This is a genomic window from Phycisphaerae bacterium, from assembly GCA_019636475.1.
Lineage (GTDB): Bacteria > Planctomycetota > Phycisphaerae > UBA1845 > UTPLA1 > JADJRI01.
This window is the reverse complement of the sequence record JAHBXN010000003.1, coordinates 470483-493989: the sequence shown is the minus strand read 5'-3', so window position 1 is coordinate 493989 and position 23507 is coordinate 470483. Positions and strand designations below refer to the sequence as shown.

At 58.7% G+C, this 23507-nt stretch carries 19 protein-coding genes; 10 read left to right on the top strand and 9 right to left on the bottom strand.

Going from position 1 to position 23507, the window contains the following annotated elements; genetic code table 11:
* Positions 1-35: 35 nt before the first annotated feature.
* The 6 genes from KF841_07555 to KF841_07530 all read left to right on the top strand — a co-directional run bounded on the left by KF841_07555 (position 36) and on the right by KF841_07530 (position 7391).
* Positions 36-908: a protein-glutamate O-methyltransferase CheR gene (locus KF841_07555; GenBank protein MBX3395209.1), complete on the top strand. Its 873-nt coding sequence runs from the start codon at positions 36-38 to the stop codon at positions 906-908.
* On the top strand, positions 905-4135 hold the full coding sequence (locus KF841_07550) for a chemotaxis protein CheA (GenBank protein MBX3395208.1): 3231 nt from the start codon (positions 905-907) through the stop codon (positions 4133-4135). The genes KF841_07555 and KF841_07550 overlap by 4 nt, the downstream gene beginning before the upstream one ends.
* On the top strand, positions 4119-5315 hold the full coding sequence (locus KF841_07545) for a chemotaxis protein CheC (GenBank protein MBX3395207.1): 1197 nt from the start codon (positions 4119-4121) through the stop codon (positions 5313-5315). The genes KF841_07550 and KF841_07545 overlap by 17 nt, the downstream gene beginning before the upstream one ends.
* 28 nt (positions 5316-5343) lie before the next feature.
* Positions 5344-5820 carry a chemotaxis protein CheD gene (locus tag KF841_07540; protein ID MBX3395206.1) on the top strand — a complete coding sequence of 159 codons (477 nt, stop codon included), beginning with the start codon at positions 5344-5346 and terminating at the stop codon, positions 5818-5820.
* A 26-nt stretch (positions 5821-5846) separates the two neighbouring features.
* On the top strand, positions 5847-6212 hold the full coding sequence (locus KF841_07535) for a response regulator (protein MBX3395205.1): 366 nt from the start codon (positions 5847-5849) through the stop codon (positions 6210-6212).
* A gap of 156 nt (positions 6213-6368) precedes the next feature.
* Positions 6369-7391 (top strand): chemotaxis response regulator protein-glutamate methylesterase, encoded by a 1023-nt coding sequence (locus tag KF841_07530; GenBank protein ID MBX3395204.1) that lies wholly within the window; start codon positions 6369-6371, stop codon positions 7389-7391.
* An 88-nt stretch (positions 7392-7479) separates the two neighbouring features.
* On the opposite strand, the gene KF841_07525 is transcribed toward KF841_07530, so the two are convergent.
* The 6 genes from KF841_07525 to KF841_07500 form a co-directional block, all read right to left on the bottom strand.
* Positions 7480-8742, bottom strand: a complete 1263-nt coding sequence (locus KF841_07525) for an MFS transporter (GenBank protein MBX3395203.1) — start codon at positions 8740-8742, stop codon at positions 7480-7482.
* A gap of 211 nt (positions 8743-8953) precedes the next feature.
* Positions 8954-10873: a sugar transferase gene (locus KF841_07520; GenBank protein MBX3395202.1), complete on the bottom strand. Its 1920-nt coding sequence runs from the start codon at positions 10871-10873 to the stop codon at positions 8954-8956.
* A 117-nt stretch (positions 10874-10990) separates the two neighbouring features.
* Entirely contained in the window at positions 10991-13282 is a 2292-nt protein-coding gene (locus tag KF841_07515; GenBank protein ID MBX3395201.1) for an AAA family ATPase, read from the bottom strand.
* An 81-nt stretch (positions 13283-13363) separates the two neighbouring features.
* A complete protein-coding gene (locus KF841_07510; GenBank protein MBX3395200.1) occupies positions 13364-14395 on the bottom strand; it encodes an NDP-sugar synthase in 1032 nt (343 codons plus the stop codon).
* 57 nt (positions 14396-14452) lie between these two features.
* Complete coding sequence (locus KF841_07505) at positions 14453-16606, bottom strand: alginate lyase family protein (GenBank protein ID MBX3395199.1); 2154 nt, start codon at positions 16604-16606, stop codon at positions 14453-14455.
* Positions 16607-16830: 224 nt separating this feature from the next.
* Complete coding sequence (locus tag KF841_07500; GenBank protein MBX3395198.1) at positions 16831-17724, bottom strand: hypothetical protein; 894 nt, start codon at positions 17722-17724, stop codon at positions 16831-16833.
* 127 nt (positions 17725-17851) lie between these two features.
* On the opposite strand from KF841_07500, the gene KF841_07495 reads away from it, so the two are divergent.
* The 4 genes from KF841_07495 (at position 17852) to KF841_07480 (ending at position 21176) form a co-directional block, all read left to right on the top strand.
* On the top strand, positions 17852-18142 hold the full coding sequence (locus KF841_07495; protein ID MBX3395197.1) for a hypothetical protein: 291 nt from the start codon (positions 17852-17854) through the stop codon (positions 18140-18142).
* 230 nt (positions 18143-18372) lie between these two features.
* On the top strand, positions 18373-19080 hold the full coding sequence (locus KF841_07490) for a type II secretion system protein (GenBank protein ID MBX3395196.1): 708 nt from the start codon (positions 18373-18375) through the stop codon (positions 19078-19080).
* A 179-nt stretch (positions 19081-19259) separates the two neighbouring features.
* Positions 19260-19994, top strand: coding sequence for a choice-of-anchor M domain-containing protein (locus KF841_07485; protein MBX3395195.1), 735 nt, complete (start codon positions 19260-19262; stop codon positions 19992-19994).
* 255 nt (positions 19995-20249) lie between these two features.
* Positions 20250-21176, top strand: a complete 927-nt coding sequence (locus KF841_07480; protein ID MBX3395194.1) for a choice-of-anchor M domain-containing protein — start codon at positions 20250-20252, stop codon at positions 21174-21176.
* A 38-nt stretch (positions 21177-21214) separates the two neighbouring features.
* Here KF841_07480 and KF841_07475 read toward each other — a convergent pair whose 3' ends face one another.
* From KF841_07475 to KF841_07465, 3 genes are all read right to left on the bottom strand, one after another.
* On the bottom strand, positions 21215-21853 hold the full coding sequence (locus KF841_07475) for a hypothetical protein (GenBank protein MBX3395193.1): 639 nt from the start codon (positions 21851-21853) through the stop codon (positions 21215-21217).
* A 99-nt stretch (positions 21854-21952) separates the two neighbouring features.
* The gene (locus KF841_07470; protein ID MBX3395192.1) at positions 21953-22549 is read right to left on the bottom strand and encodes a hypothetical protein; all 597 of its coding nucleotides are present in this window, start codon (positions 22547-22549) and stop codon (positions 21953-21955) included.
* Positions 22550-22671: 122 nt separating this feature from the next.
* Positions 22672-23307, bottom strand: a complete 636-nt coding sequence (locus KF841_07465; protein MBX3395191.1) for a hypothetical protein — start codon at positions 23305-23307, stop codon at positions 22672-22674.
* Positions 23308-23507: the final 200 nt, after the last annotated feature.

Sequence of the window (23507 nt, the reverse complement as noted above, 5' to 3'; positions counted from 1 at the left end):
AATATCCGGCAGAGGTGAGAATCCAAGTGGACCTCGTGAAGTTGACAGAAGAAGAATTCAAGCGGTTCGCGAAAGTGATCTATGGTCACACCGGAATCCATCTTGAAGAGAGCAAGCTCAGTCTGTTGAGCAATCGTCTCCGGAAGCGCCTTCGAGCGCTGAACCTGGAGTCCTTCGACGACTACTTCCGACTGATTCAGTCGCGCAAGGGTTTCGAACAGGAGGAGGCCCACTTCCTCTCCGCGGTCACGACAAACGAAACCTACTTCTTTCGCAATGATGCGCTGTGGCGAAGCATGAAGGATGAATTGATCCCGTCCTTCGTCCGGCAAAAATCGGAGGGAGAGCGTTCCATTCGAGTATGGAGCGCGGCCAGCAGCACCGGGGCCGAAGCGTACACGACCGCGATCATGTTTCGCGAAAATCTGCCGGATTTCGATTCATGGCGAATCAGCATCATCGGCAGCGATATCAGCAAAAACGTGCTCGATCAGGCGCGGGAAGGTCTGTACACCGACTACGCGGTTTCGCGCACGACACCGGACCGGGTGAAAAGGTGGTTTGATCGAACATCCGGCGGATATCAGGTGCGCGACGAGCTCAAGAGCCTCGTCAAATTTCAGTTTCACAACCTGCGAGATCGTTTTCCCGGCGCCAGGTTCGATCTTGTCTTCCTGCGCAACGTGCTGATGTACTTCGATCTTGAAATGAAGAAAACCGTGCTTCGCAATGTAATCGACGCGGTGGCCCCTGGAGGCTACCTGATCATTGGTGACGTCGATCCCATACGGACCATTCCGGAACTCAACCAATACATGACGCTGGATTACCTGCGGCCCGGCACCTATTGGCGACCGGCCGCCGGCCAGTCCGGCGCACAAACGAGAATGAATCTGGTGAACGCGTGAGCGACTACGTCCCCGAAATATCAGATGAGTTGATGGCCGGGTTTCTCGACGAAGCGCCGGAATACCTCGAGATGCTGGACGCGGGCCTCCTCGAATTCGAGGAGAAAACCAAGACCAGTCACATCTCAATGAGCGAGCCCTCGGATCAGGCGCGAATGAACGAAATGTTTCGTGCCGCCCACAGCCTCAAGGGACTGGCGGCAGCGATGGGCTTCGACAAGATTCGAGAGCTGACCCATCGAATGGAAACGCTCTTCGATCATGTTCGCATGGCCAAACGCGAACTGGATTCGGTTACGATTGAGACACTCTTCGGTGTATTCGACACGCTCAAGGCGCTCATCAAGGAACTCTCTGATTCCGGGTCGGTGCCGGTTGCGATTGAAGTTTCGCTCAGCCGTCTCGATGCAATCCTCAACTCTCCCGTCGATTCCAAGCCTCGTATCGCGTCCGATGCATTGGTCGATCCTGAGCCGCAGTCCGCCTCAACCTCCGCTGCCCGGATCGGGACTGTCGAGTCCGCGGGCAAGCGTGCCGCCCCGACGCGATCGACGCCTGTCATGGCATCGACCCCGGCCGCTCTGCCGACGGAAGCAATCAGCGCAGGAAGCATGGTCTTCGAAAATTCTGAATTGGCGCAGCTGTTCATCGAAACGACGCTTGAGACGCTCGATGAGTTGAACGAGCGCCTCTTGACACTTGAGACGTCGAGTGGAGATCTCGACGCGATCAACGACGTCTTTCGATGCGCTCACAACATCAAGGGCGCGGCCGGCGCTGCCGGTTGCATGGCGCTGTACCATCTGACTCATGATATGGAGTCGGTGCTGGACCAGGTTCGCAAGGGCGCCTTGATCCTGGACGAACCGCTGATGCAGGCGGTCTTCGGCGCGGTTGATCGAGTCCGCGCAGACATCCTGTTGATGAAGCAGGACTGTTTCTCGGAACTGACGGTCGATGGCACCGTGGGAGTATTTGATCGTTGGCTTGAACGGTCATGCGAGCCCGACGCGACGTGCGCTGAAATCCAGATGTGCGACCAGTTGCCAACGGCCGAGTCGGCGTCGGCAGCCGGCGACGACATCGTAACGCCGTCAGGAGATGTTGACAGAGCCTGCTCACCGGAAATCGTCGAGCCTACGGTAGGAGAAATCCAAGACGATGCGACTGGCGATGAGTTCACCGCCGTCGTCACCGTGGTGTTTCCAAGCGATTTTGTCGAGAGCGAGATTCAGTCGTACCTGATTCATAACAAGCTGCGAGAAGTCGGAGATGTGCTTGCGACCTCGCCTGATGTAGAGAGCCTTGACGGCACCCAGACTCTGGATCGCATCACGTTTACCGTCCGCACGTCCATGCCGTCTCAAGAGCTCAAGCGATGCATCGAAGCCTATCACGCTCAGTCCGTGACAGTCGTTCGCGAAGGTGAGGTTCAGTCGCAAGGTGCACAATCCTGTCAGGAATCGGCCGACAATCAGAAGAGTGCTGTTCCGCAGGCTGAGACGAAATCCACCGCGCCGGTCAGTGCGGCCTCGCCGGACCTGGTAAATTCGAACCGGCCCGTCGCCCGCGCAACCGGCGCGACGGCGAGGGCGACAGGCGCCGGTGAAGATTCGTCCGCGAAGCCGCCGACGGAAACAGGCGGCGTCAAGACGCCTGCCAAAGTGGGTGAGACGATTCGGGTAGACCTTGAGCGCCTGGATCAACTGATGAACCTGGGTGGGGAGCTTGTCATCAATCGCGCACGGCTCTCACAGATTCACGGGCGACTGGATCCAATCTTCCAGGGGCAGAATCTGAACTACCTCATCGATGACATCGGAGATCGACTCGGGCAGTTGGAGGCCGGTCTCGGACAGGCGAAGGCAACACCGCGCGACGCCCGCACGCTGGACGAAATTCGCGAGGGACTGCTTCACGTGTCACTCGATTTTGATCAGGTGCGAAGCGCGATTCAGCGAATGCACGAAGGCCGGACGGCCATGAACGACTTCTCGGAAGCGCTCCACGCCTTGACGCGCGTGTCCGACGGCATGCAGAAGCGCATCATGGAAACCCGGATGGTGTCGGTCGGTCCGCTCTTTCAACGGTTTAAGCGAGTCGTTCGCGACATCGCAAAGTCGACCGGAAAGAACGTCGAACTCGTGATTCGCGGTGAATCCACCGAACTCGACAAGCGAATGATCGATGAACTGGGCGATCCGCTGACCCACATGATTCGAAACAGCGTCGATCACGGCATCGAACTGCCGGCAGACCGAATCAGCGCCGGCAAGCCCGAGGTCGCCACGGTGACGCTCGATGCCTACCATCGCGGTCGGCACATCTGCATTGAGATCAAGGACGACGGTCGCGGGATCAATGTTGATCGGATACGGCGCAAGGTTCTTGAACGCGGCCTGGCGACCGCATCTGACGTTGAGCGAATGCCGGACAAGGAACTCATACAGTATATTTTCAAGCCGGGCTTCTCGACCGCGGAGAAGGTCACCGATCTGAGCGGCCGTGGCATGGGCATGGACATCGTGCTCAGCAAGCTGGACTCAATCAACGGTACCGTCGAGGTCGACACGGTCGAAGGTCAGGGCACCATATTCACCATCAAGCTGCCGCTGACGCTGGCCATCGTGACGGCATTGATCGCGCGGATCGGCGAGTTCGTTTATTCAATTCCGCTCGATTCCGTGGCCGAGATCATTACCGTGTCGAGATCGTCGCTTCAGTCGATCCAGCGAAAGCGCGTGGTGCGTGTACGCGATCGTGTGATCCCGGTTGCGCTGTTCGAAGAAGTATTCAGCGTCGGCTCGAACGAAATGCGGACAGTCGCCCGTCGTGAGCCGCAGATCACGCTTGTCATCATCAAGTCGCAGGGCGAATCCATCGGCCTTGTCGTGGACGAATTAATCGGTCAGGAAGACGTGGTGATCAAGAGCATCGCCGAAAACTTCCGAAACATCGCGGGTGTCACGGGCGCATCGATCATGGGCGATGGCACGGTCTCACTGATTCTCGATGCAGCCTCGCTGATGACGATGTTTGTCTCCAAGTCCGGCGAAAATCCGGATCGAGAGTGGAGCGAGGACGGGTCGGTCGTGACGCGAAGTGCCCACATGCCGGCTTTAGCGGCGGCAGGACAACCGGAAGCGGGCGTCGCTCCGATCGTTGCCTCGTCCGGGTCCCAATCTCTAAGTCGGAAACAGGAGCTCGAACATGCCGGTTGCGCTTGAATCGAAACAAGCCGAAATCGCTGACGCCCTGCGAACCGTCGCAATCAACAGCGCATACAACGCATCGCGAGCCCTGTCGAAGTGGTTCAAACGCGGCGTCCGCCTGACTTCAGACGGCTTCGCGACGATGCCGATCGCCGATGTCGCCGGCTGCGCCGGTTCGCCCGATGCAGCGGTCGTGGCTGCGCATCTGCGCCTTGAGGGTGATTTGACGGGCGATGTCTTGCTGGTGTTTCCAGAGATGGCAGCACTTCGGCTTGTCGATTTAATGATCGGCGCCTCCGAGGGAACGTCAAAAGCCATCGGCGAGCTTGAGGCATCCTGCATCCAGGAAACCGGTAACATCGTCGGAAGCTCGTTTACCAATTGCATTGCGAACTGGCTGCGTATCGGCTGCATTCCAGCCGCGCCCACCGTCGTCCACGATCTGGCATGCGCGGTAATTGAACCACTTCTGATCGGCCAGGCCACAAACGGTGATGAAGCGCTCGTATCCACAACCGAGTTTGAGCTGGACGGACGTCAGATGGAGTGGTACTTTCTGTTCCTTCCATCGGCGGAGTCGATGAAGATCATGCGGAGTCGCTCCTCGGAAGAGGAACTTCGCAAGAATGCGCTCCACACGATCGCAATCAACGGAGCGTTCGACGCGTCGCGGGCCATGTCAAAGTGGCTGCACCGCGGAGTCAAGCTGACGACTGAAGGTTTTGAACGCATCCCGCTGAGCCGGATATATGATCCGGATCGAGCCTCCGATAGCGTGGTCGCGCTGCATCTTGAGCTATCGAGCCAATTGCACGGTCACTCGCTCATGGTGATGTCCCGCACCACAGCCTCCGAACTCGTCGATATTCTGATGCATCAGCCGCCGGGGACGACGTGCACGCTGGATGAGATGGGACGTTCCTGCCTTCAGGAAACCGGCAATATCATCAGCAGTTCGTTCATTAATAGCTGGGCCAAATGGCTGGAGATTTCGAGCGAGCCGCAGCCACCACAGATCTATGAGGACATGCTGGGTCCGATCATGCAGTCCGTTATTGTCGAACAGGCACAGGTCAGCGACGAGGTTTTCTTGGCCCGGACGTCCTTCACAGTGGATGGTCGGTGGCTGGACTGGGAGTTCTATCTGCTGCCGACGCCGTCATCGCTTCGATTGATTGAAATGTCATTAAGTTGAGGTGTTGGCAGAATTGTCCGATTGATGGTTGAGGGTCGAGAGCGTGGTCCATTCCATCGGTATCGCAGGATTGAAGGTCGTCGCCGCGCCGGAAACAGTCCGAACGGTTCTCGGCTCCTGCGTCGGGATTGCGGTTTATGATCCCGTTGCCAGAGTCGGCGGCATGGCACATGTGCTGCTGCCTTCTTCGCTTCTCGGGCATGGCGATCGGGGCAAATTTGCAGATACGGCCGTTGATTGGCTGCTCGACGAAGCCGTCAGCTTCGGATGTGACAAACGCCGGCTCGTTGCGAAGATCAGCGGTGGGGCATCTATGTTCGGAAGCCAGGTCGACAACGGCATCGGCGAAAAAAATATCCGCGCGGTCAAGGAACGGCTCTCGCGGCATTCCATTCGGCTGGCGGCGGAAGCGGTCGGCGGGACGAGAGGACGGAAGATGCTACTGGATCCGGCAACCGGCCGGGTTGAGGTGCAGATCATCGGTTCGGAGCCTGAGATCATCTGAATCTCAAGCCGTTGGGAGGATACTCGGTGCCAACGAAAGTACTGGTTGTGGATGACGCAGCGTTCATGCGGCACATGATCAAAGGCATTCTCACGGAGATCGGCTGCGAGATCGTCGCCGAAGCAGTGGATGGTCAGGATGCCTGCGAGAAGTACGCTGCGAGCAAGCCCGATCTTGTGACTCTTGATCTGATCATGCCGAGGAAGGGCGGACTCGAAGCGCTGAAGGAGATTCGGGCGAGCGACCCGGCCGCCAAGGTTGTAATCATCTCGGCGATCGACCAGCGTCAGCCCCTGATGGAGGCGCTGAAGCACGGCGCTGCCGATTATGTTGTAAAGCCATTTGAAAAAGATCGCGTGCAGGAAGCAATTTCGCGCGTGATCGCCGGCTGACCCGTAAGAAACGACTCAGTTCGCCGACATGACACGCACGAAATCCGTTGAGTGAGGATCGAGCATCCCGTCTCGCTGAGCAGAGAACCTTTACGTCCTCCGGGCCGCCAGGCAGACATGTCCACTCGTGTGCTTATCATTGACGATTCCGTGTTCATGAGAAGCATGCTGAAAAGCGCGCTCACCGATGCAGACAACATCGAAGTTGTCGGCACGGCAATGAACGGCCTCGACGGCTACGAGAAGATCAAAAACCTCAAACCGCACGTCGTGACTCTTGATGTCGAAATGCCGGGAATGGACGGCATTGAACTGCTCCGGCGAATCATGGCTGAGTCGCCGTTGCCGGTCGTCATGGTCTCCACAAAGACTCAGGCCGGAGCGAGAGCCACGATTGATGCGCTACGTATCGGTGCGGTGGAGTGTGTCGCCAAGCCGCTCGGAGACAAGTCCGCGACGCTGGAATCATTCCGGCAGCGCGTCATCGACGCCGTGAATTCGGCAGCCTCAAGCAATCGTACGTGCCTCGGGCGGAAATGTGATCCGATCGTCGGCGCGCCGGCTGTCGCGGGCTATCCGAGCGATCTCGTGGTTGCAATTGGGATCAGTGCGGGCGGTCCGGCGACATTGCACGAAATGATCCCCGCGTTGCCGAAGGAGTTTCCGCCCCTGGTGATCACACAACATATGCCCGCCGGATTCACGGGACCCTTCGCGCAGCGATTGTCCGAGGGCAGCAAGCTGAATGTGAAAGAGGCGGCTGAAGGTGATGAACTGCGATGCGGCTGCGCACTGATCGCGCCAGGAGATCGGCACCTGCGAATCAAGCGACAGGGGAGCAGGCTCGTCGCGACGCTTGACGACGGACCCAAGGTGTCCGGTTTTCGTCCCTCGGTCGATGTTCTTTTTGAATCGGTCGCTGCGACGGTCGCGGATCACGCTGTCGGAGTGGTCATGACTGGAATGGGCTGCGACGGATCAGTCGGAGTGCGCCTCCTGAAGGGAGTCGGCGCGCACACGATCGCACAAGACAAGGAAACAAGCGTCGTTTTCGGCATGCCCAAGGCGGCATTCGAAACTGGCTGCATCGATCATGTGCTGCCGCTACCACAAATTCCGCACGGCATGATTGCAGCCATTCGCGAGATCACCGCACGGGTAAGCTGTTTGGCGCGATGAGTCTTCAAAGACTCGTATTGATCGCAGGAGCTGACCGATCAGGTCGGCGAAATGCGGATGACGCGAGACGCCGTTTTCGCTCTCCGATCTACCGTGTGACTCCCTGACGCTTCAAACGCAACAGCAGCGGCAACGTGACAAGTCCGCAAAGCACTTCGAGTGAGCCGGTGAAAAAGAATGTGCTTTCATAGGCCGCCGCCGGGGTCGTCAGACTTGCGGCAACCGAGTAGATCGTGCCGGCTGACAACGGGCCGAAGATAAAGCCGAGCGAACCCGCGACGTTGAATCCGGTGAACGCTGATCCGCGCTGATGCGCCGGAGCGAGATCCGCACAGAGCGTCAGGTTCGGTGCAAACATCACGGCACTCAATACACCCGATAGAATCATCAACACGGAAAGCTGTGCCGGGCTGGCCAGTCCATACATCGAAAAAAGGATACCAAATCCGATTGAGCCAAGCGAAATCGTCCACACCCGGCCGAGGCGATCCACGAGCCATCCCGCAGGATAGACGAGCGCCGCAAACGGCAGAAGAAATCTGACCAGCGTTCGGCTGCGCTCCGACGGATCCATTCCGTGGACGTCCGCCAGGAATAGGCCGAACGTGGTGATGACCACACCCACGCAGAATCGATCGATGAACGCGTACAGATAGGCGACGAGCAAGCGGGGCTGTTCGCGAATCAGTCCGCATAGTCCGGTTCGCCTCACATCGGTCGGTTCGCGCGGCGGCTCCGCGACAATCAGGAATGCGAGAAATCCCATTGTTGCGGAGATCATTGCAGCGACGTGGAAGGTATACTCGTGCAGGTGCATCCACACCACGCCACCCAATCGGGTTCCGCACGCGGTCCCGAACATCATGAATGCTCCGACGATCCCCATCATCTGGCCGCGGCGCTGCGGCCCACTCCAGCGCGAAGCCAGTGCCATGAGCGTGCTCAACGCGAGGATGTGAGCAGCCCCTTCGACGAAGCGAAGGATCATGAAGATCGTTAGGTTTGGCGCGAATGACAGCAACGAGAGAAGGATTGCGTCTGTTCCGAGGGCTAGCGTCGCAATCACTCGTCTTGGATACCGGCTGTCCGCCAGCAGTCCGATGATCGGGCCAGCAAGGATCGCACCGATCATGTTGATCGACATGAATGCGTGAGACCAGAAGGGATGCGCGTCGAAGCGGTCTCCGACAAGTTCCTTCAATCCTGCCACGAGCATCGTGACGGGCACCATGCAGCCAAAGGTCAGGACCGAAATCGACACCACGCGCGGAAGTGAATAGCTTTCCGTGCGGCCCGCGCGGGCATAGGACAAGGCTGATTGAGGTACGATGTCGCTGGCGCTGCTGCACATTTTGTTCGCTCGATATCCTAGTCGGCACCCCAGTCCGACGAAAGCCGGATGGGACATAAGGTAGTATCGGCAAGGGACTGAGCGATTGCGGCAGGAGTTGTCGAAATTGTCGAACCGGACGACGCTCGACCCCGCATTTTCCGGAAGTTCGCCGGGGAAGCGGGCCGTCGGTGAGGCGATCGCAAAGCCGGTGCCCCGGGATTGGGCGACTTCAGACTCCAGCGGAGTGGAGCGCCTCGGCGGGTTCGAGGCTGGCGGGCCGCTCATCCGGATCGAAAACTGAATCGTTCTGGTAAGTGTCGATCGGCCTCTGTCTCGCGGCGTGCTGAGATGCAACCAGCCAGGAGACGGGCACTTCGTTCGAAGTGAGAAGGGCATAGGCCGTCGCCGCAAGGATCTTGAGATCGAGCCACGGCGTCATCCGACGCACATAGATCATGTCGTAATAAATCCACTGCTGGAAGTCGCCTTCATGGCGTCCAGAGCGACAGATCTGCCAGATTCCCGTGACGCCCGGCCGCACCGACAATCGGGCGCGTCGCCAAGGCACGCAATACTGGTTTTCTCGAAATGGCGAGGGACGGGGCCCCACCAGGCTCATATGCCCAGCCAGCACATTGAATAGCTGTGGTAGCTCATCGATGTTGTACTTCCGGAGGACCCGGCCGATTCTCGTCACGCGGGGGTCGTTCGTGATCTTGAAATGCGGTCCGTCAAGCATGTTCTGGCTTGCCAGCTTGCGCTGAAGTTCATGTGCGTCTGCTGTCATGGTTCGAAATTTCAGGCAGGGAAAAGGGTGCCCGAATCGGCCTTCGCGATAATGGATGAACATGAGCGGTCCGCGTGAATCCAGCTTTACGAGCACGGCCGCCACCAGCATCACCGGCAGGGCAAGCAGCAGTGCGACAAGCGTAAGCAGAATGTCCACGGCGCGCTTACACGCATGAGCCACGGGACCGATCGTGGCCGTCTCGGAAAGCTCAGGCGCGACGGCATCAGTCGGCATATCGTCGAAATCGGATTCCGGAGTCTGCATCGCGTTTCCCGCAAACATCCGGCCATCGCCACTCCATTCGTCCGCGTTCGCGCGTTCAATTTCGTCGGCGGTCCACCCGCAAGCGTTGAAGTGTTGGGAGTCTTGATCGTGGCCGTCATGCCGCAATTCGTTGACGACGATGCAATGTCGGGCGGTTGAACCGGTCGCCAGTTGAGCCTGCTGGCAAACGACTGCCTGGACGACATGCACGCCGGGGGCGAGTCGTGCACCCGCGCCGATCACCGCCGGCCCGATGATTGTGACATTATTTTCGATCATGCATCCGCCTTGGATGATGACCGGGCCGTGAAGGGTGGCGCTGGGATCCACGATGGCGCCTCGTCCGACGATCACTCCCGGCTGAAGGCGTGAGTAATCCGCAGGCACAGGACCGGCGATCAGTCGAGAGGTTTCCGCCTCACAGACGCCGAGATACTCACGCGGCAATCGCAGGTCGAAGATATCGGTTTCAACAGCGAAATCGCGCGCGACGACTCCGGCTGCCGCCAGTCGAGAAGGCAGATCGCTGACCGACGTGAATTCGATGCCTTCCATCGCGGCCACTGGAAGAATGGAGTGGGTGACCACGCCGCGCAAGCGGAGAGTCTGTGTGACGCCCGCGTACAGACGTCGAATTCGATGAACGCGTCCTGCGTGGTCGAACAGGACGCGTTCGCAGGCGTCGGTTCGATCCGCACCGACCGCGACGGAATGGATCGCACCGGGCAACCCCGTGACCTCCTTCCTGATCGCTGTGAGATTATGGCCGCATGCCGGCCAGTGGCTTGGCTCGATGAAGAGGAGCATGTCAGAGGGTTCGAGTGACAACAGGCTGCGCGGAACTTCATAGCGGCCCATCAGACGAATGCTGACGCCGGTTTTCGACTCGACGGATTCAAGATCAATTTCTGAAAGGCCGGAAGACGAATCACTCACGATCCAGACATCTCGTGAGCCTATCCGCGTCACCTGTTCGCAAAGGCGGCTCAGTACGGTGCCAGTGCCGAGCGGAAGGGACAGAATGGATTGCGCAGACCCGCGGCCAGGGCCCGCTTCGGGCTGTCGAGACTCGGTGATAATCGTGACAGTCAGCAATGCCGGACTCCTTGGATTTCTGATCGTTGCCGCGCCTGCGATTCGAATTCGAATTTCACCGGGCAGCGCGGCGACGTGGCGTGCGTTTGGCTCCTCGAATCAATCCAGGAAACGCCCTCATGCCAGGAGCACCTCGGTTTCCAGATATTGACGGCAGTAATTGTATGGGTAATACGCTGACCCGCCGTGAACGCCGACCAGCACCGAACCGAGCAACCTTGCGCCGGCCGCAGACAATCCCGCATAAGCTTCCAACGCATCATCGCGATTGGAGCCGGAGGAACGAAGTACCATGATCGCGCCATCTGAATTGGCGGCCGCAATGCGCGCGTTTGCCATCGAGAGCACAGGCGGACTATCTAGCAGTACGATGTCATAGGCCGAACGCCATCGCTGCAAACTTGCTGAGAAACCGCCCTGCGCGAGAACGTCGTTATCGTCCGAGCCGACGCGCTTTCCGACGGGCAGCACATCGAGGCCGGCGATATCCGTTGAAATAATCGCCTCATCGTCGCGAGCACGATTGGTCAGCACACAGCGAAGGCCCGGCCCGCGGGCTGCATCGAAGTGCCGGGTCACGGAAGGATGGATCAGGTCCACGTCAACCAGAAGGACGCGTCGGCCGATCACTGCCAGACTTCGCGCAAGCATCACGGCGATCGTCGTCTTTCCGGAATTCGCCTCGGGGCTGGTCACAGCCACCGCGCCACCGTGCCCGCCGAGTCGATGCAGGAGCATCGTTCGAATGATGCGGATGTTCTCATTCACAGCCTGGCCGAGCAGTGTGTCATCTCCCAGATTCAATACGTCGCGGGCATGAGGCAACTGGCCGAGGAATGGAGTTCCCATCGTCGCGTCGGACTGGATGTCACTCAATTCATGGATCTTCGGATCAATCCGCCCGCGCACATAGCCGACGCCCAACGCGAGGAGTCCCGACGCCAGAAGCGCGCAAGCGGACAGCAGCATTCGTCGGTCCGTCGATGGCTGCGCGCGAACAACTCCGGCTGATTGGATACTGACTCGCGCCGGCGCGTTGCTCTCCGTCTCCAGCGCATTCAGTCGATCCATCAACTCCTTCCGCATCGCTTTGCTTTCGTCGTACTGTTCCTCGGTGCGCGCAATCTCCTGGGCAAGCGCCTCGCTTGACGCCAGTTGGGCCTCAAGCTCCGCGATGGAATTCGAAAGCACTTCTTCGCGGTGATCAGGCGAACCCGTGGTTTCGGTCGAATCCAACGCGGTCAATCCCATGCGTTGCTCAGTAAGCCGCAGCATCCGTCTTGCCTGTTCCAAATCAGCCATCGCGGACTGCAAAGCCGGATGAGATTCACCAAACTGACGGCGCATCAAATCGAGGCGCTTCTTGGCACTGACAAATTCCTCCTGGTGGCGAAGCCACGATGCATCCGCCTGGACCTCAGGAGGAACCCGGTCCAGTCGAATATCGTCAAGCACATCCTGAATCACCAACCGCGCCGAGTCCGCCGTGGCCGGCACCGCCTCCGATGCGCTGACGTTCGAGCCGGCCGCGTCCATGGCTCGAACCCGGCGCTCCTGTCGAAGCAGCGAAAGCGCCGCCTTCCTGGAATTCAGCTCTGTCAACAGGCGCGTGCGGACTTCCTGGTGCAGTTCAGTGCCCATGCGCGCTGACAGGGAGTGCTTTTTCTCGAACAGCGTGTTGATGTCTGACTGCACATCATCCAGCTGCTTGCGAAGTGCAGAAAGGCGGCGATGTTCATTTTCGATCTGCAACGCGTCCCAGTATCGGCAATATGATTCAGCGGCCGCATTGACGAGCACCGCCGACTCGTCCGGGTCGTCCGTCTCGATCGTCATATCGACCAATTCGGTACCTCGGCGCACCGTCACGGCCAATTGCCGGCTCAGGCGATCGATCAGCCGGGTCGGACTTGCACCACCCTCGACGGCGGACTGGTACCAGTGCGTTGCCTTCACGTCATCGCGCTCAATGACGCGAGAAAGAACCTCATGGCTTTGCATCACTGAGACTTGCGTGTTCAAGTAGGATTGAAACAGTGGAACCGTCCCATTGTCTTCGGTCTTGTAAAGCACGCGCGGAATGTTGGACGCGATTCGAATCACGGCAGTCGATCCGTACTGCGGTTCGATAGAGGTCCGGATAATCGCCAGCGACGCGATTGCCGCCACGATAAAGACACTCAGGATCGTGCCCTTCCAGCGCAAGAGCGTGTGCAGTCCCGCGAGCCAGTCGTCGGAGTGGCCGTCAGCGACGGGCTGCTGGAAGAGGTCGTTTTCCGCCACTGCACTGATTGGTTTCAGTTCGCCGGTCCGTCGAAATCCGGGTCCGTGCGAAGTACCGGTTTCAATGCGGTTGTGGGCGTTTCGACCATTGTCCTGCTCCTGAGGCTGGGTTGAATTCGACACCATCAATGGATCCCCTCATCATGACCCGAATTCTGAAATAACGCCGACGCGTCGGACTGCGCTTTCGAAAGCCGGGCCAACGCCTCAGCCGATGCGTGAAGGCCTGAATGCACGCCGGATTAGATTGCCGGCTGATCTCGATCGATAATGTATTTGGCGCGTGATGTTGGCCTCTGCGGGAACAATCGAGCCGAAGGTCAGTATCGAATGATCCACATACGCCGATTCACCGACTGCCGCTGCGTTCCACAAAATGCTGCGGCAGATTTTGGATTCTCGCTTGATGCGACATCCTTCGCCGATCGATGTGGGGCCGACGATCATCGCGCCATCCTCAACCACCGTGTCGGCTCCGATGAGGACAGGGCCCAGCATGTGAACCCCGTCGCCAATCCGCGCCGTGTCATGAACGAGTGCGTCGGACCGGCGCTCATAGCAGCTAATCTCATTCGGTGATTCCAGCATCATGGAGAGCACGAACGCCGTCGCTCCAAAGCTTGTTGCCGCGCCGCTCACACGGGGCGCGATCGAGTCCACCGTATGGACCGCGATCGCTTCTCCCGCATCGTGCAGGCGCGGAAGCAGCATTTCCTTGATGTCCTGATAGCCCGTTGTTGAAATGAACCGCAGCGCCCGGCGTGAACAGATATAGACGCCTGTCGGCACAAGCGCCGGCCTCATCCTCGTGGATTGCTGAGTCTGATGTGCGACAATCGTAAAAGCCGCGCCGGCGGACGCATGATCCTCCAGAACGGACGGCAGATGAATTGATTGTGGAATGATCGTCCCATCCACAAGGACAAACGTGTCGGCGTCCATATCGCGCGCCGCATCGGCCGCGCAACCGGCGGGGCCGCGTGGCAGGTGGTCCTCGTAGAAGCTGATTCCGATCTCGTGCGAAGCGCCGTGCCCCAATCGCTGCTTCAGGAAGTGCGTATCGCTGTTCGCGCAGATTCGCACGTGCATGAGTTCTGCTGAACGCAGCCACGACAGCGGATAATCAATCAGCGGGCGATTGGCGATCGGAACCAGCGTGCGCGGGAGCCAACGCTCGAAGACCGACGGACGCCATTGGTGGGCGCCCGCCAGGATGATGGCGTGTACACCGAACGACATGCTTCTCCCCCAGGATCCCCCGCGTCGCGGCCTGATCTGCCGCGATCATCGCATGACTCACGGCGTGATTTTCGTCGAGGCCGATCGTTCCTGAATTCCTTCAAAGCCGTAATGTCGATTGTATTCGGGATCTCCGTCGGAAATCCTTGATCGTCCTCTATTCGGGCAGTATGCCCACATTCGCGTTGTTATGCGGACGCCTCGATTGCTCTCGCAGCCGGCGACCAGCGTTGTGGACACGGCACGATCGTGATAACGCCGGCTCACGAATCCAAGCTTTGTGCGTGGGTCGCCCACAAACAGGGAAACGCTCGTCGCCGGATCAAGCGCGATATCCAACTCACCCTCGGGCCGAACAAGGCGAATCAGGTGCGGATTCACTGTGAAGACCCGGCACTCCGGCGCGAAATGAAAATACTGACGAACCCGGTGCCTGTCGTTCCCGATAATCTCGTCAACGAGTTCAATCGACGCACTCTCAGTGTCGAGCCGAACGCTTCGGCGATGGATCGCCGGATGCATCAATCGACAGTATCCGTCGTGCTCCGCCGCCACGCCAGTCCGCAAATTGTCAGACGACCAATCGATCAGTTTCGTCGTCGCTCGCCGGCCCCAGAGAAACGATCCAAGAAGTTCGGACTGATTCTGGCCGTCGATCTCAATTGTGTTATGGGCCGCTGTGCCGCGGAAGTGGTTGCGCCAGTCCGGATGCGTGAAGTAGTCGAATGTTCCGGGATCCACCACGAAATTGGCGCCATTGATGCGAAGCGTGAACGACAGGGCATCGGCATGGCCGTGGGCCGCGATGGTCCCGAAGCCCAGTTCCCCCGCATCAAATGTGAGACTCAATGCCGGCCCGGCTGTATCCCGTGTGCGTTGAAGCAGGTAGATGCCGGTTCGAGTGAATGCCTTTGATTGGGCGCTTTTCGAATGAGACTCGGCCATCCGAATCACACTCGTCGCAGCGGATTCTCCAAGGAGAGTTTTCACGGTGCCTGTCGCGCGATCGGCCGCACTTGCCAGATCGGCGCGATCGAAAATCGATGCCCCGACCGCGAGCCACTCCCTCGGATCATGGCGATCCTCACCCAGATCGAGCACATAGCCGTCGTCGCAATCTCCCCAGAGTGGCATCGGTCCACCTTCAAGTAATGATCCGATGAACTCGTACATCCGCTCCAGCCGATTCCAGTATGACGCGGGAAAGGCTCCGTCGGTACGTCGTCCCACGACGCCTGCCAGCGTGAAGAATTGCATCACGAAGAGTTGATAACCGGTTGCCTGTTCTCGATGGCCACCGTCCTCATGCGTCTGACTGGCCATTTCGCCAATCAGAATTTGCCGCGCCTCGGAGCGCCACGTCGCCGCGCCACGGAGCCATGAGAAATAACTCGCGCCGATAAATACGCCTGCCGCTTCACCGATCAGGTGGTTATTCGCCGATGAGAATCTCGAGTACTTCCGCGAGACGTCCCAGAGATGACGATAAACTGATTCGCTGATTTGCCGCCCCAGCGTCGCATCAATTACCTCTGCCGGTCGAATTAGCTCGATTGCCCACACCCAGTTGATCAGCCGAATCGCCAGTTCGAGCGGGCTGCGCCAGTTCATTCCACAACCGAAAGGGCACTGGTCCAGCCAGCTTTTAAGCTGAGATGCCACTGCCAGGGCATAGCGACGGTCGCCGCTGGCCGCGTAGGCGCGCCCCAGAACCACAAGATGATGATGCCGGCTCAGTTCCCAGACCCATTTACAATCTCCCGTCACGGAAAAATCGCGGTAGTCGATCGCCGCGGCGAAAACCGTCGGCGTCGCCTTGCCCGATCGATACTCCCGATTCCAGTCGATTCGCTCACCAATCTGCGTCGGCGACATCCCCAGCAGATGGATTTCTCCCCGAAGAATTGCCTCCGCCCGTTCAATCAACCCAGCAGGATCGGCACGCAGCGCATGAGGTGAATCAGGTGTTCCCGGCGACTGATCGGCGGCCTCGCGCGGCGTTCGATCGGTCGGAACCACGGCGCGCGAGTCGCCGTAAGGCAGACTGTTTCCGGGCACCGGGTCGCAGAAATGATCGATCGATAGCGGTTGCATTCGGCGTCGATACATCGCGCGATCGGCTGCTCCGCGCGCCAGTCCCCTCGCGCGCCAGACCATCTCCGCGAGAGTCATCGATTGAAGGCGTCGAATGTACCAGTTCAATGATTGCATTGATATCCGGGCCGTCTTCCGCTGAATGAACGCGCGTTCATAAGCGCCGGCGGGCGCCGGGAGGGCGGTTTGTTTTGCAATTGACGATGCTCGGATGGTCGGTTGCAGGAAACTCGTACCGTGCCGTCACAAAGTCATGATTGATGCAGGTTCAGCATCGATGATATGCGCGCGGACAGTCTGACTTCCATCGTCGAGCGAGTCCCGATTCACTTGGCCTCGGCTCATCGTCCGCATAGTCGACGAGACGCTTCGTCGAACCACGCATGGCCCCATGACAGTCGGCCGTGAAGCATCAATGCGCCGATCGCCACCGGCGCAATCTGTCCGCAGGTCTGGATAAACGGGACAATCTCCTCCGGCGCGTTCCGAAGAGTTACCAGACCGTCATGTTCGTCGCGTGACTCGGCCGATTCCCAGCGCGTCCGCAGTTCTTCGGCTGACAAGGCCACTCGGGTTTCAAAGAGCATTTCTGGCTGATGAATCTCACGGTCTCGTAATAGGCCGACGCAGACCAGGTCGTGCAGTTCGTCCGAGGCCAAACCCAGTTCCTCGGTGATTTCGCGGGTCAGGCTTCCAAACGGATCGACCGTGCCGTCAGGTCGGCGGTCGCGTTGCTCAAAGCTCCCACCAAAAGTATGCACATGCGACGCGTGATACGAAACGCGCGACGAACGCACGCCATAGCAGATCAGATCGTCGCCGGTCATGATCGTGGCCGTCGTTCCGATTGGATTGGAGAAGCGGCTCCAACCGAACTCGCGAAGTCGGTGATGGTTGAACAGGTTGGTACCGACAAAGTCGCGATAACAGGTCGGACCAACGGTCAGGTCGAAATGCGCTTCGCCGCTTTCCTCACGGCGCATCGCATGGGACACATAGCGAAGCATCGGACCGTTGAATAAAAGCCGGTTGTTCGCCTTCGCTTCGCGAATCCGTCTTTCCCATTCAACGGCAATGAGCCGCTCGAGCTCTGGAGTCGTTGGCCGAGGCTCGTCGACGGTTGTCACATGTACATGGCTGGGTGGAAACACACCGACGGCGTCCAGGACGAATGGCAGGGCGGGATTTGTCTCGAACATGGCTTCGAACTCTAGCAGCCAGTCGCGTGATCGCACCAGCCAATCCGGCGAATTTTCCGGATTCACTGAACGCGTCGGTTGACTCCGACAATTTGACAGGATAGAATGCGTCTCGCCTGATCCCGATAAATTCATCGAGGTCTCGCGGATTCGGCGTAAAACCATGCCACGTCGTCTGCTGACATTTATCATTTCCGGTGTGCTTCTGGCCGTTACGTCCGGTGCGACTTCGGCATTGCACGATGCCCACGACGCGCATCACGCCGCCGGTTCAGACGATTGTCAGACCTGTCATTTCATCAAGGTCACCACCGCGGCGGTGATTGTCTCCTCGCTTGTTGTATTCCTTTCTCGTGATGCACATCGCGACATTCGGCCGGCCCAGGCGGTTATTAAGCCGCGGCGTTGCGGCCGCGGATCGCCAAGCGGTCCACGGGCACCTCCCACATTGTAAGACGGATTCTCACCATAAATCGGCGCTTCCGGCTAGGTGCATTCATGCGCTTCGCCGCCTGCCGGCCTTAGTCCGCCGCTGTCCCCGAGCATTCATCGGGTCACAATTTCGCTTTGCGGACCGGCTGACCGTGGATCACTGAATCGTGGCTGCGTGCCTGCCCATGACGGCGGGCGCGCGTCGAGTGATCCGGATAACCTATCACCCCTCTAAATTGAAAGTTCGCTCGAATGAAGCGTACAGGTTTCACTCTGATTGAATTGCTTGTCGTCATCGCCATCATCTCGATTTTGCTGGCGATCCTTTTGCCGTCGCTCAGTGCCGCAAGAGTGGCAGGATATCGCACGGCCGCCGCCCGAAACATGGAGCAGATCGGTTTGGCGCTCAACATGTATGCGGATGATAACGAAGGGTACTTCCCCGAAACGACCCACGGCCTCCCGTTCAATCGGTCGTGGATTTACACACTCAGGCCCTATGTGGGAAACGTTGATGAGATTCGCTTGTGCCCGATGGATCCGCACCGATCAGAGCGGCTCGCGAATGACAGTTCAAGCTTCATCCTCAACGAGTACATCGCGGTGCAACATGTTGATCCATTCGGTAACGCGCTCGAGAGCTTCACGAATCTCCACAGACTGCGAAGTCCCAGCTCGACGATCACAACGTTCGTCGCCGCGGACAGCCTGTCTGTCAGCATCTCGTCCGATCACACTCATTCGCGTGGTTGGTTTGCCGAGGCCGCCGAAGATCCCTGGAGTCACATTCGGGAGGACATCCAGCCGGATCGCTATCGATCTGGCGCTGCGTCGCCGGATGGAACACGCGGGTCTTCGAATTATCTCTTTGCCGATACGCATGTCGAGGCAATCGCCGCGACCGTGCTCAAGCAGAAGGCCGATGCGAGAATCGACTTCGCGAGGCCGCTCGGCGGATGAACTGTCGCCATAATGGCATCGGGTCGTAATAGGTACGGGCCGTCAGGGGATGCTGATGCGTCGCGGCCTTTCCGCCGTAATGCTGCGCTGAGGTTGCAAATCTCCCCGCGTCGTTCCGCTCCGGCGCCGCCGGCAAGACGGCTGACATTGAGAGTCACAATTGATAAGGGTGCTCAATCATGAAACGAAAACACATGTCGGCCGTTCCGGCCGTGCTCATAACGTTGTCGAGCTGGTCCCATGTCGCTCAGGCCGGACTGCCTGAGTGGACTTCCGGCCACGGCGACATCGGAATTGCCTACCATGACGGCGAATGGGACCTGCACATCCATTCCGAGGGCGCCGTCATCGGCGGAGTTACCTACATCGATGATGAATTCGACAGTGGCGGTGTCCGAATCCGTGTCCCAGAGCAGATGCTAACCGCGCGGCCGGTTGATTCGGGTTGGAATCCGATCGGCGTGGGTGCGGGAAGCTCGTTCTGGTTGCTGCCACAGACCGAAGTCGTCGGCGTTCCCTTCGTGGGAATCGGCACGGAGGAGATCGCGCCGGGTGAGTTCGTCGGCGATTCGATCAACCTGAGGTTGACCGGCGTCACGTCACCGAGCGGTCTCGGTACATTTTCAGTTTTCCAGACCGATCTTTTCGGACAACCGAATTTCTTTATGTCGAGCGCGGACGGGATTGACCTTGGAGATGTGCTGACACTGCATGCGGCCGGACACATTCACGTGAATTTCGGCTTCAGCGAGCCGGGCCTCTGGGCCATCACGTGGGAGGCCTCTGGCTTGCATGTGTCGGACGGCTTGGTGATGGGAGCGGCAACTTACTACTTCAACGTGATACCGGAGCCTTCGACCGCTGTGCTCCTCATGCTTTCAATCACGGCGGTGTTTCGTCGCCGCGTGAGGTGAGCTGAATCGGCGGGCGCAGAATTCATTCCGGCCTTTGCGCGCCGAGACGTGATAGGAAAGGAGCGGTCTCTTGGCGCGCGAGGGTGCGCTGCGGGATCGATCGCTTCAAATGCCGCTTCCCATTCAGAAGTGAGTTGCGATTCGCGAATTGCAGTGCCGTGAACAAAACACACCATTGAAGGACTGTATTTGGCCCGAGCGTGCGTCGCGAAGAACGCACCCCGCGCGGGACGAAGCGAAAAAAAGGATCTCAATATGGACAGCCCAAACAGGCTTCGCAGTGCCGCAATTCTTGCGGCGTTCACCATCGTCTCGGCGGCATCGGGCCGCATCGCGATCGCAGGCGAGCCGGACTGTGATTACATCGTGAGTGCGGTCAGAACCGTCTACTTCGGAATTGAAACGCCGCTGCCGAATCCCGATCATCCTGTCGCCGTCTCGACCGGCCACACCGATCTGAATGTGCCGTATCAAGCTTGCAGTTGGAGTGTCGAAGTCTCGCCGAGTTCTGGACAAATCTCGTTGGAGGATGCGCTAATTTACGGCGGCCCCCCGGCGCGCTATTCGCTGCCCTCGATTCCCGCCGGATTTGAATTCATCGGCGCGGTTCCGAATCAGACGTTCTGGATACTGCCGCAGAGCCAGACCGCCGGTGTCATTTTTCTGGGGATGTCGTCCGAGTCAATGTCTTTTGACGATCGCGACCGAATCTGTCTCTGGAATCCGCAGGATCCGCGCGGCGGCGCGAATGTTCCCGGCAAGTGGATTCGTATGGAAATCGTGGCCGTGCGAGGCCCTGTCGGCGGTCAGTTCTCAGTATGGCAGACGTCCGGCCCGGGTCAGGTCAGCGCCTTCGTTTCGACTTTCGATGGCGGCATCACGGAGGAGGACGCCATTCATCTGGCAGCCGGATCACACGCCCACATGAATTGGGGATTCACTGCCGCCGGGCTCTACGAGGTGGATTTCCGGCTCTCGACATTTGTCATCCCGATTAAAGGCGATGTGGCGTGCGACTGCGTGGTCGATCTGCTCGATATGACTGCATTTGTCGAAGCGCTGCTGACACCGCACGGTTTGTCTGGCGGCGACTCGGATTGCAATCTCGAAAATGCCGACGTCAACGCCGATGGCTCGATTGACGGCGCTGATATTCAGGCGTTTGTTGATCTGCTGATCTGACTGCGAAGCCCATTCGATCCGTCTCAAGCGGGCTGCACTCAACCATTGGCTGCGGTGGTCGTCGCGCGCGCTTCTTTCTTGATTTGCGAGGCGACGCGCTTGAGGGCTTCAACATACGGCTCGCCGATCTGCCTTTCGCTTGGAGAGGTATGGCGCAGGACCCATTCCTGGAACTTGTCCGGCCCGGGAAAGTCGTCCTTGAAAACCACCGCGAGGTCCTTCATGAAGGCCTGCTGCGACGAGAACTCCTCGACACGCTTGCGACAAAACTCACTCTTTTCAGCGGGCGTTTTAAGTGAAGCAAACTGGGTCGCTTCATCCATGAAAACACGCTTTAAGTGCTTGAAAATCACCTCGGTGAATGATTTGCGTTCATCGTCGGTAAGAGAACGAAGCGCATCACGAACCTCGTCCTTGCCGTCGGATTTGGTGATTCGTTCCTTCCATCGATCGAGAAATTGAGCTTGCTCGATATCCACCAGCTTTCCCAGTCCCCGCGGATTGATGATGAATGAAATGATTTCCGAGGTCGAAGCGGACGCCACTGTTGGTTGCGCGGGCGTCATCACAATTTCATATCCAAACCAACCGCCCACGAGAAGAAGTCCCGCCAGCCCACCCAATAGCGCGGCAGGGCGGTGACGCTTGATATTCGCTTTCACATCTTCTGTCATCATCTGCTAAAGACTCCCAACAGGTTCGAACAGCCGGCGGCGACTCGCTCGCCCGTCCGGCTCCTCCACCCTCTCTGAACGTCTTGCCGGGCTTTGGGCCTGTCAACCGCCGCGCGACGACCGTGCGACGAAATCGGCATAAAGTGAATTGATCGCGCCGCCGCCGTCTCCGTCGTGGAACGGCTCGAAATCCGATAAGACGCGTTGATCCGCACGGCCGAATCCGAAGCCGCTGGCTTTCGAGATCGACTCCTCGCCGATCCGGCGGCCTCCGCGAGCTTCTCCCCACCACCATTCATAGCTCAGGCCTTCCGTTGAGTAGTAGTTGCCCTTTAATCCCGGTGTACTCCCGCCGGACGAGTTCCGTCGTGCGTCTGCGGGGCAGTGGTAAACCGGCGAATCAGCGGACAGTTCCTTCGACAAAACCGCGGGAAGCGTGCTCCAGCGGCTCTGATCGCCGACTCGCACCGACCGAAGCTTGGCGACAAACGGCCAGCGTCCGTCGTTGTTTTCCATGTAGGATGACAGCGCCTTCCCGATCGAAGTTAGATTCGAAAGGCAGGCTGCGCGATTTGCCTCAATCCGGCTGCGAACCACCGCCGGGACCAGACAATAGGCGGCCAGACCGAGCACCCAGACGAGCGCAACGACCTCCATTTTGGTGACGGCTCTTCGAGAGAAGGAAGGGGCTTGCTCCAAGGGCATGTTCCGTCCGAGTTGCTTCACTGAACTAACTGAACGGGAATCGTTGACTCGGTTCACGACTCCGATTCCCGCCATCAGGGAGCAATTTGGACAGTATCCACCGATCGCCGATCGCGTCAAGACGCGTCGGAGACGGAACTTGGAGCAGTCCGGCTCAGGGATGAATCCGGCTGTGGACCGCGCCAAACGCGGATATCGGTGATCTCATGGGTGATTTTCGACAGGTTTCGCTGCGAATAAAGGCGGATCGGAATCTGTCGCGTCTCGTGTGGCATGATGGGGCCGCGCCATTCTCCTTCCAACTGTAGCGGCGTGGCGGCCCAGGTATTTCGCTCGAGGATGGGTTCGTCGCCTTCATTCAATCCGACCAATCGGAGGCTCAGAAGCGAGACGACCGATTCGCCGAGATTTTTCACTTCGGCTACCGCGTTCTGATTGCCGCTGCGTGAGTCGGAATTGAGCAGCTTTACGGAAACCTCAAGCTTGCTTGCGTACGCCGGTTGTCGAGAATCGTTGAGCGTGTCGGCCAGCGCGGGGGGAAGCGACTTCTGGAATTCCGGAAGCTGCCGAACCGCCTCCACCAGCACGTCGGCGACGGAATCCACACGCTTATCCACAACGCGCAGCCCATACACCGCAAGGCCGGTCGCCGAGACGATGAGCGTGATCAGGATTGCCGACAGGCTCAGTACCGTCACGGAGAGAAACGACAATCGCTTGTTAACCACCATGGTTGATCCATCCTGGTACATGATTCGGCCTCCCGATTTGCTGTCGTCGATTTTTCTCCCGCCGGCAGCGACATAAATTAAACCGACCGTTCAAATTCCCAATCAGATATTGGAGCGAGTCAATTGATTATTTTCGGCCGGACACCCAAAGTTGAAGGGCCAATTCCGATTGGGACGGAGACGAATCAGAGCCATCCTAAGCGGCGATTCAAGGGCGACTT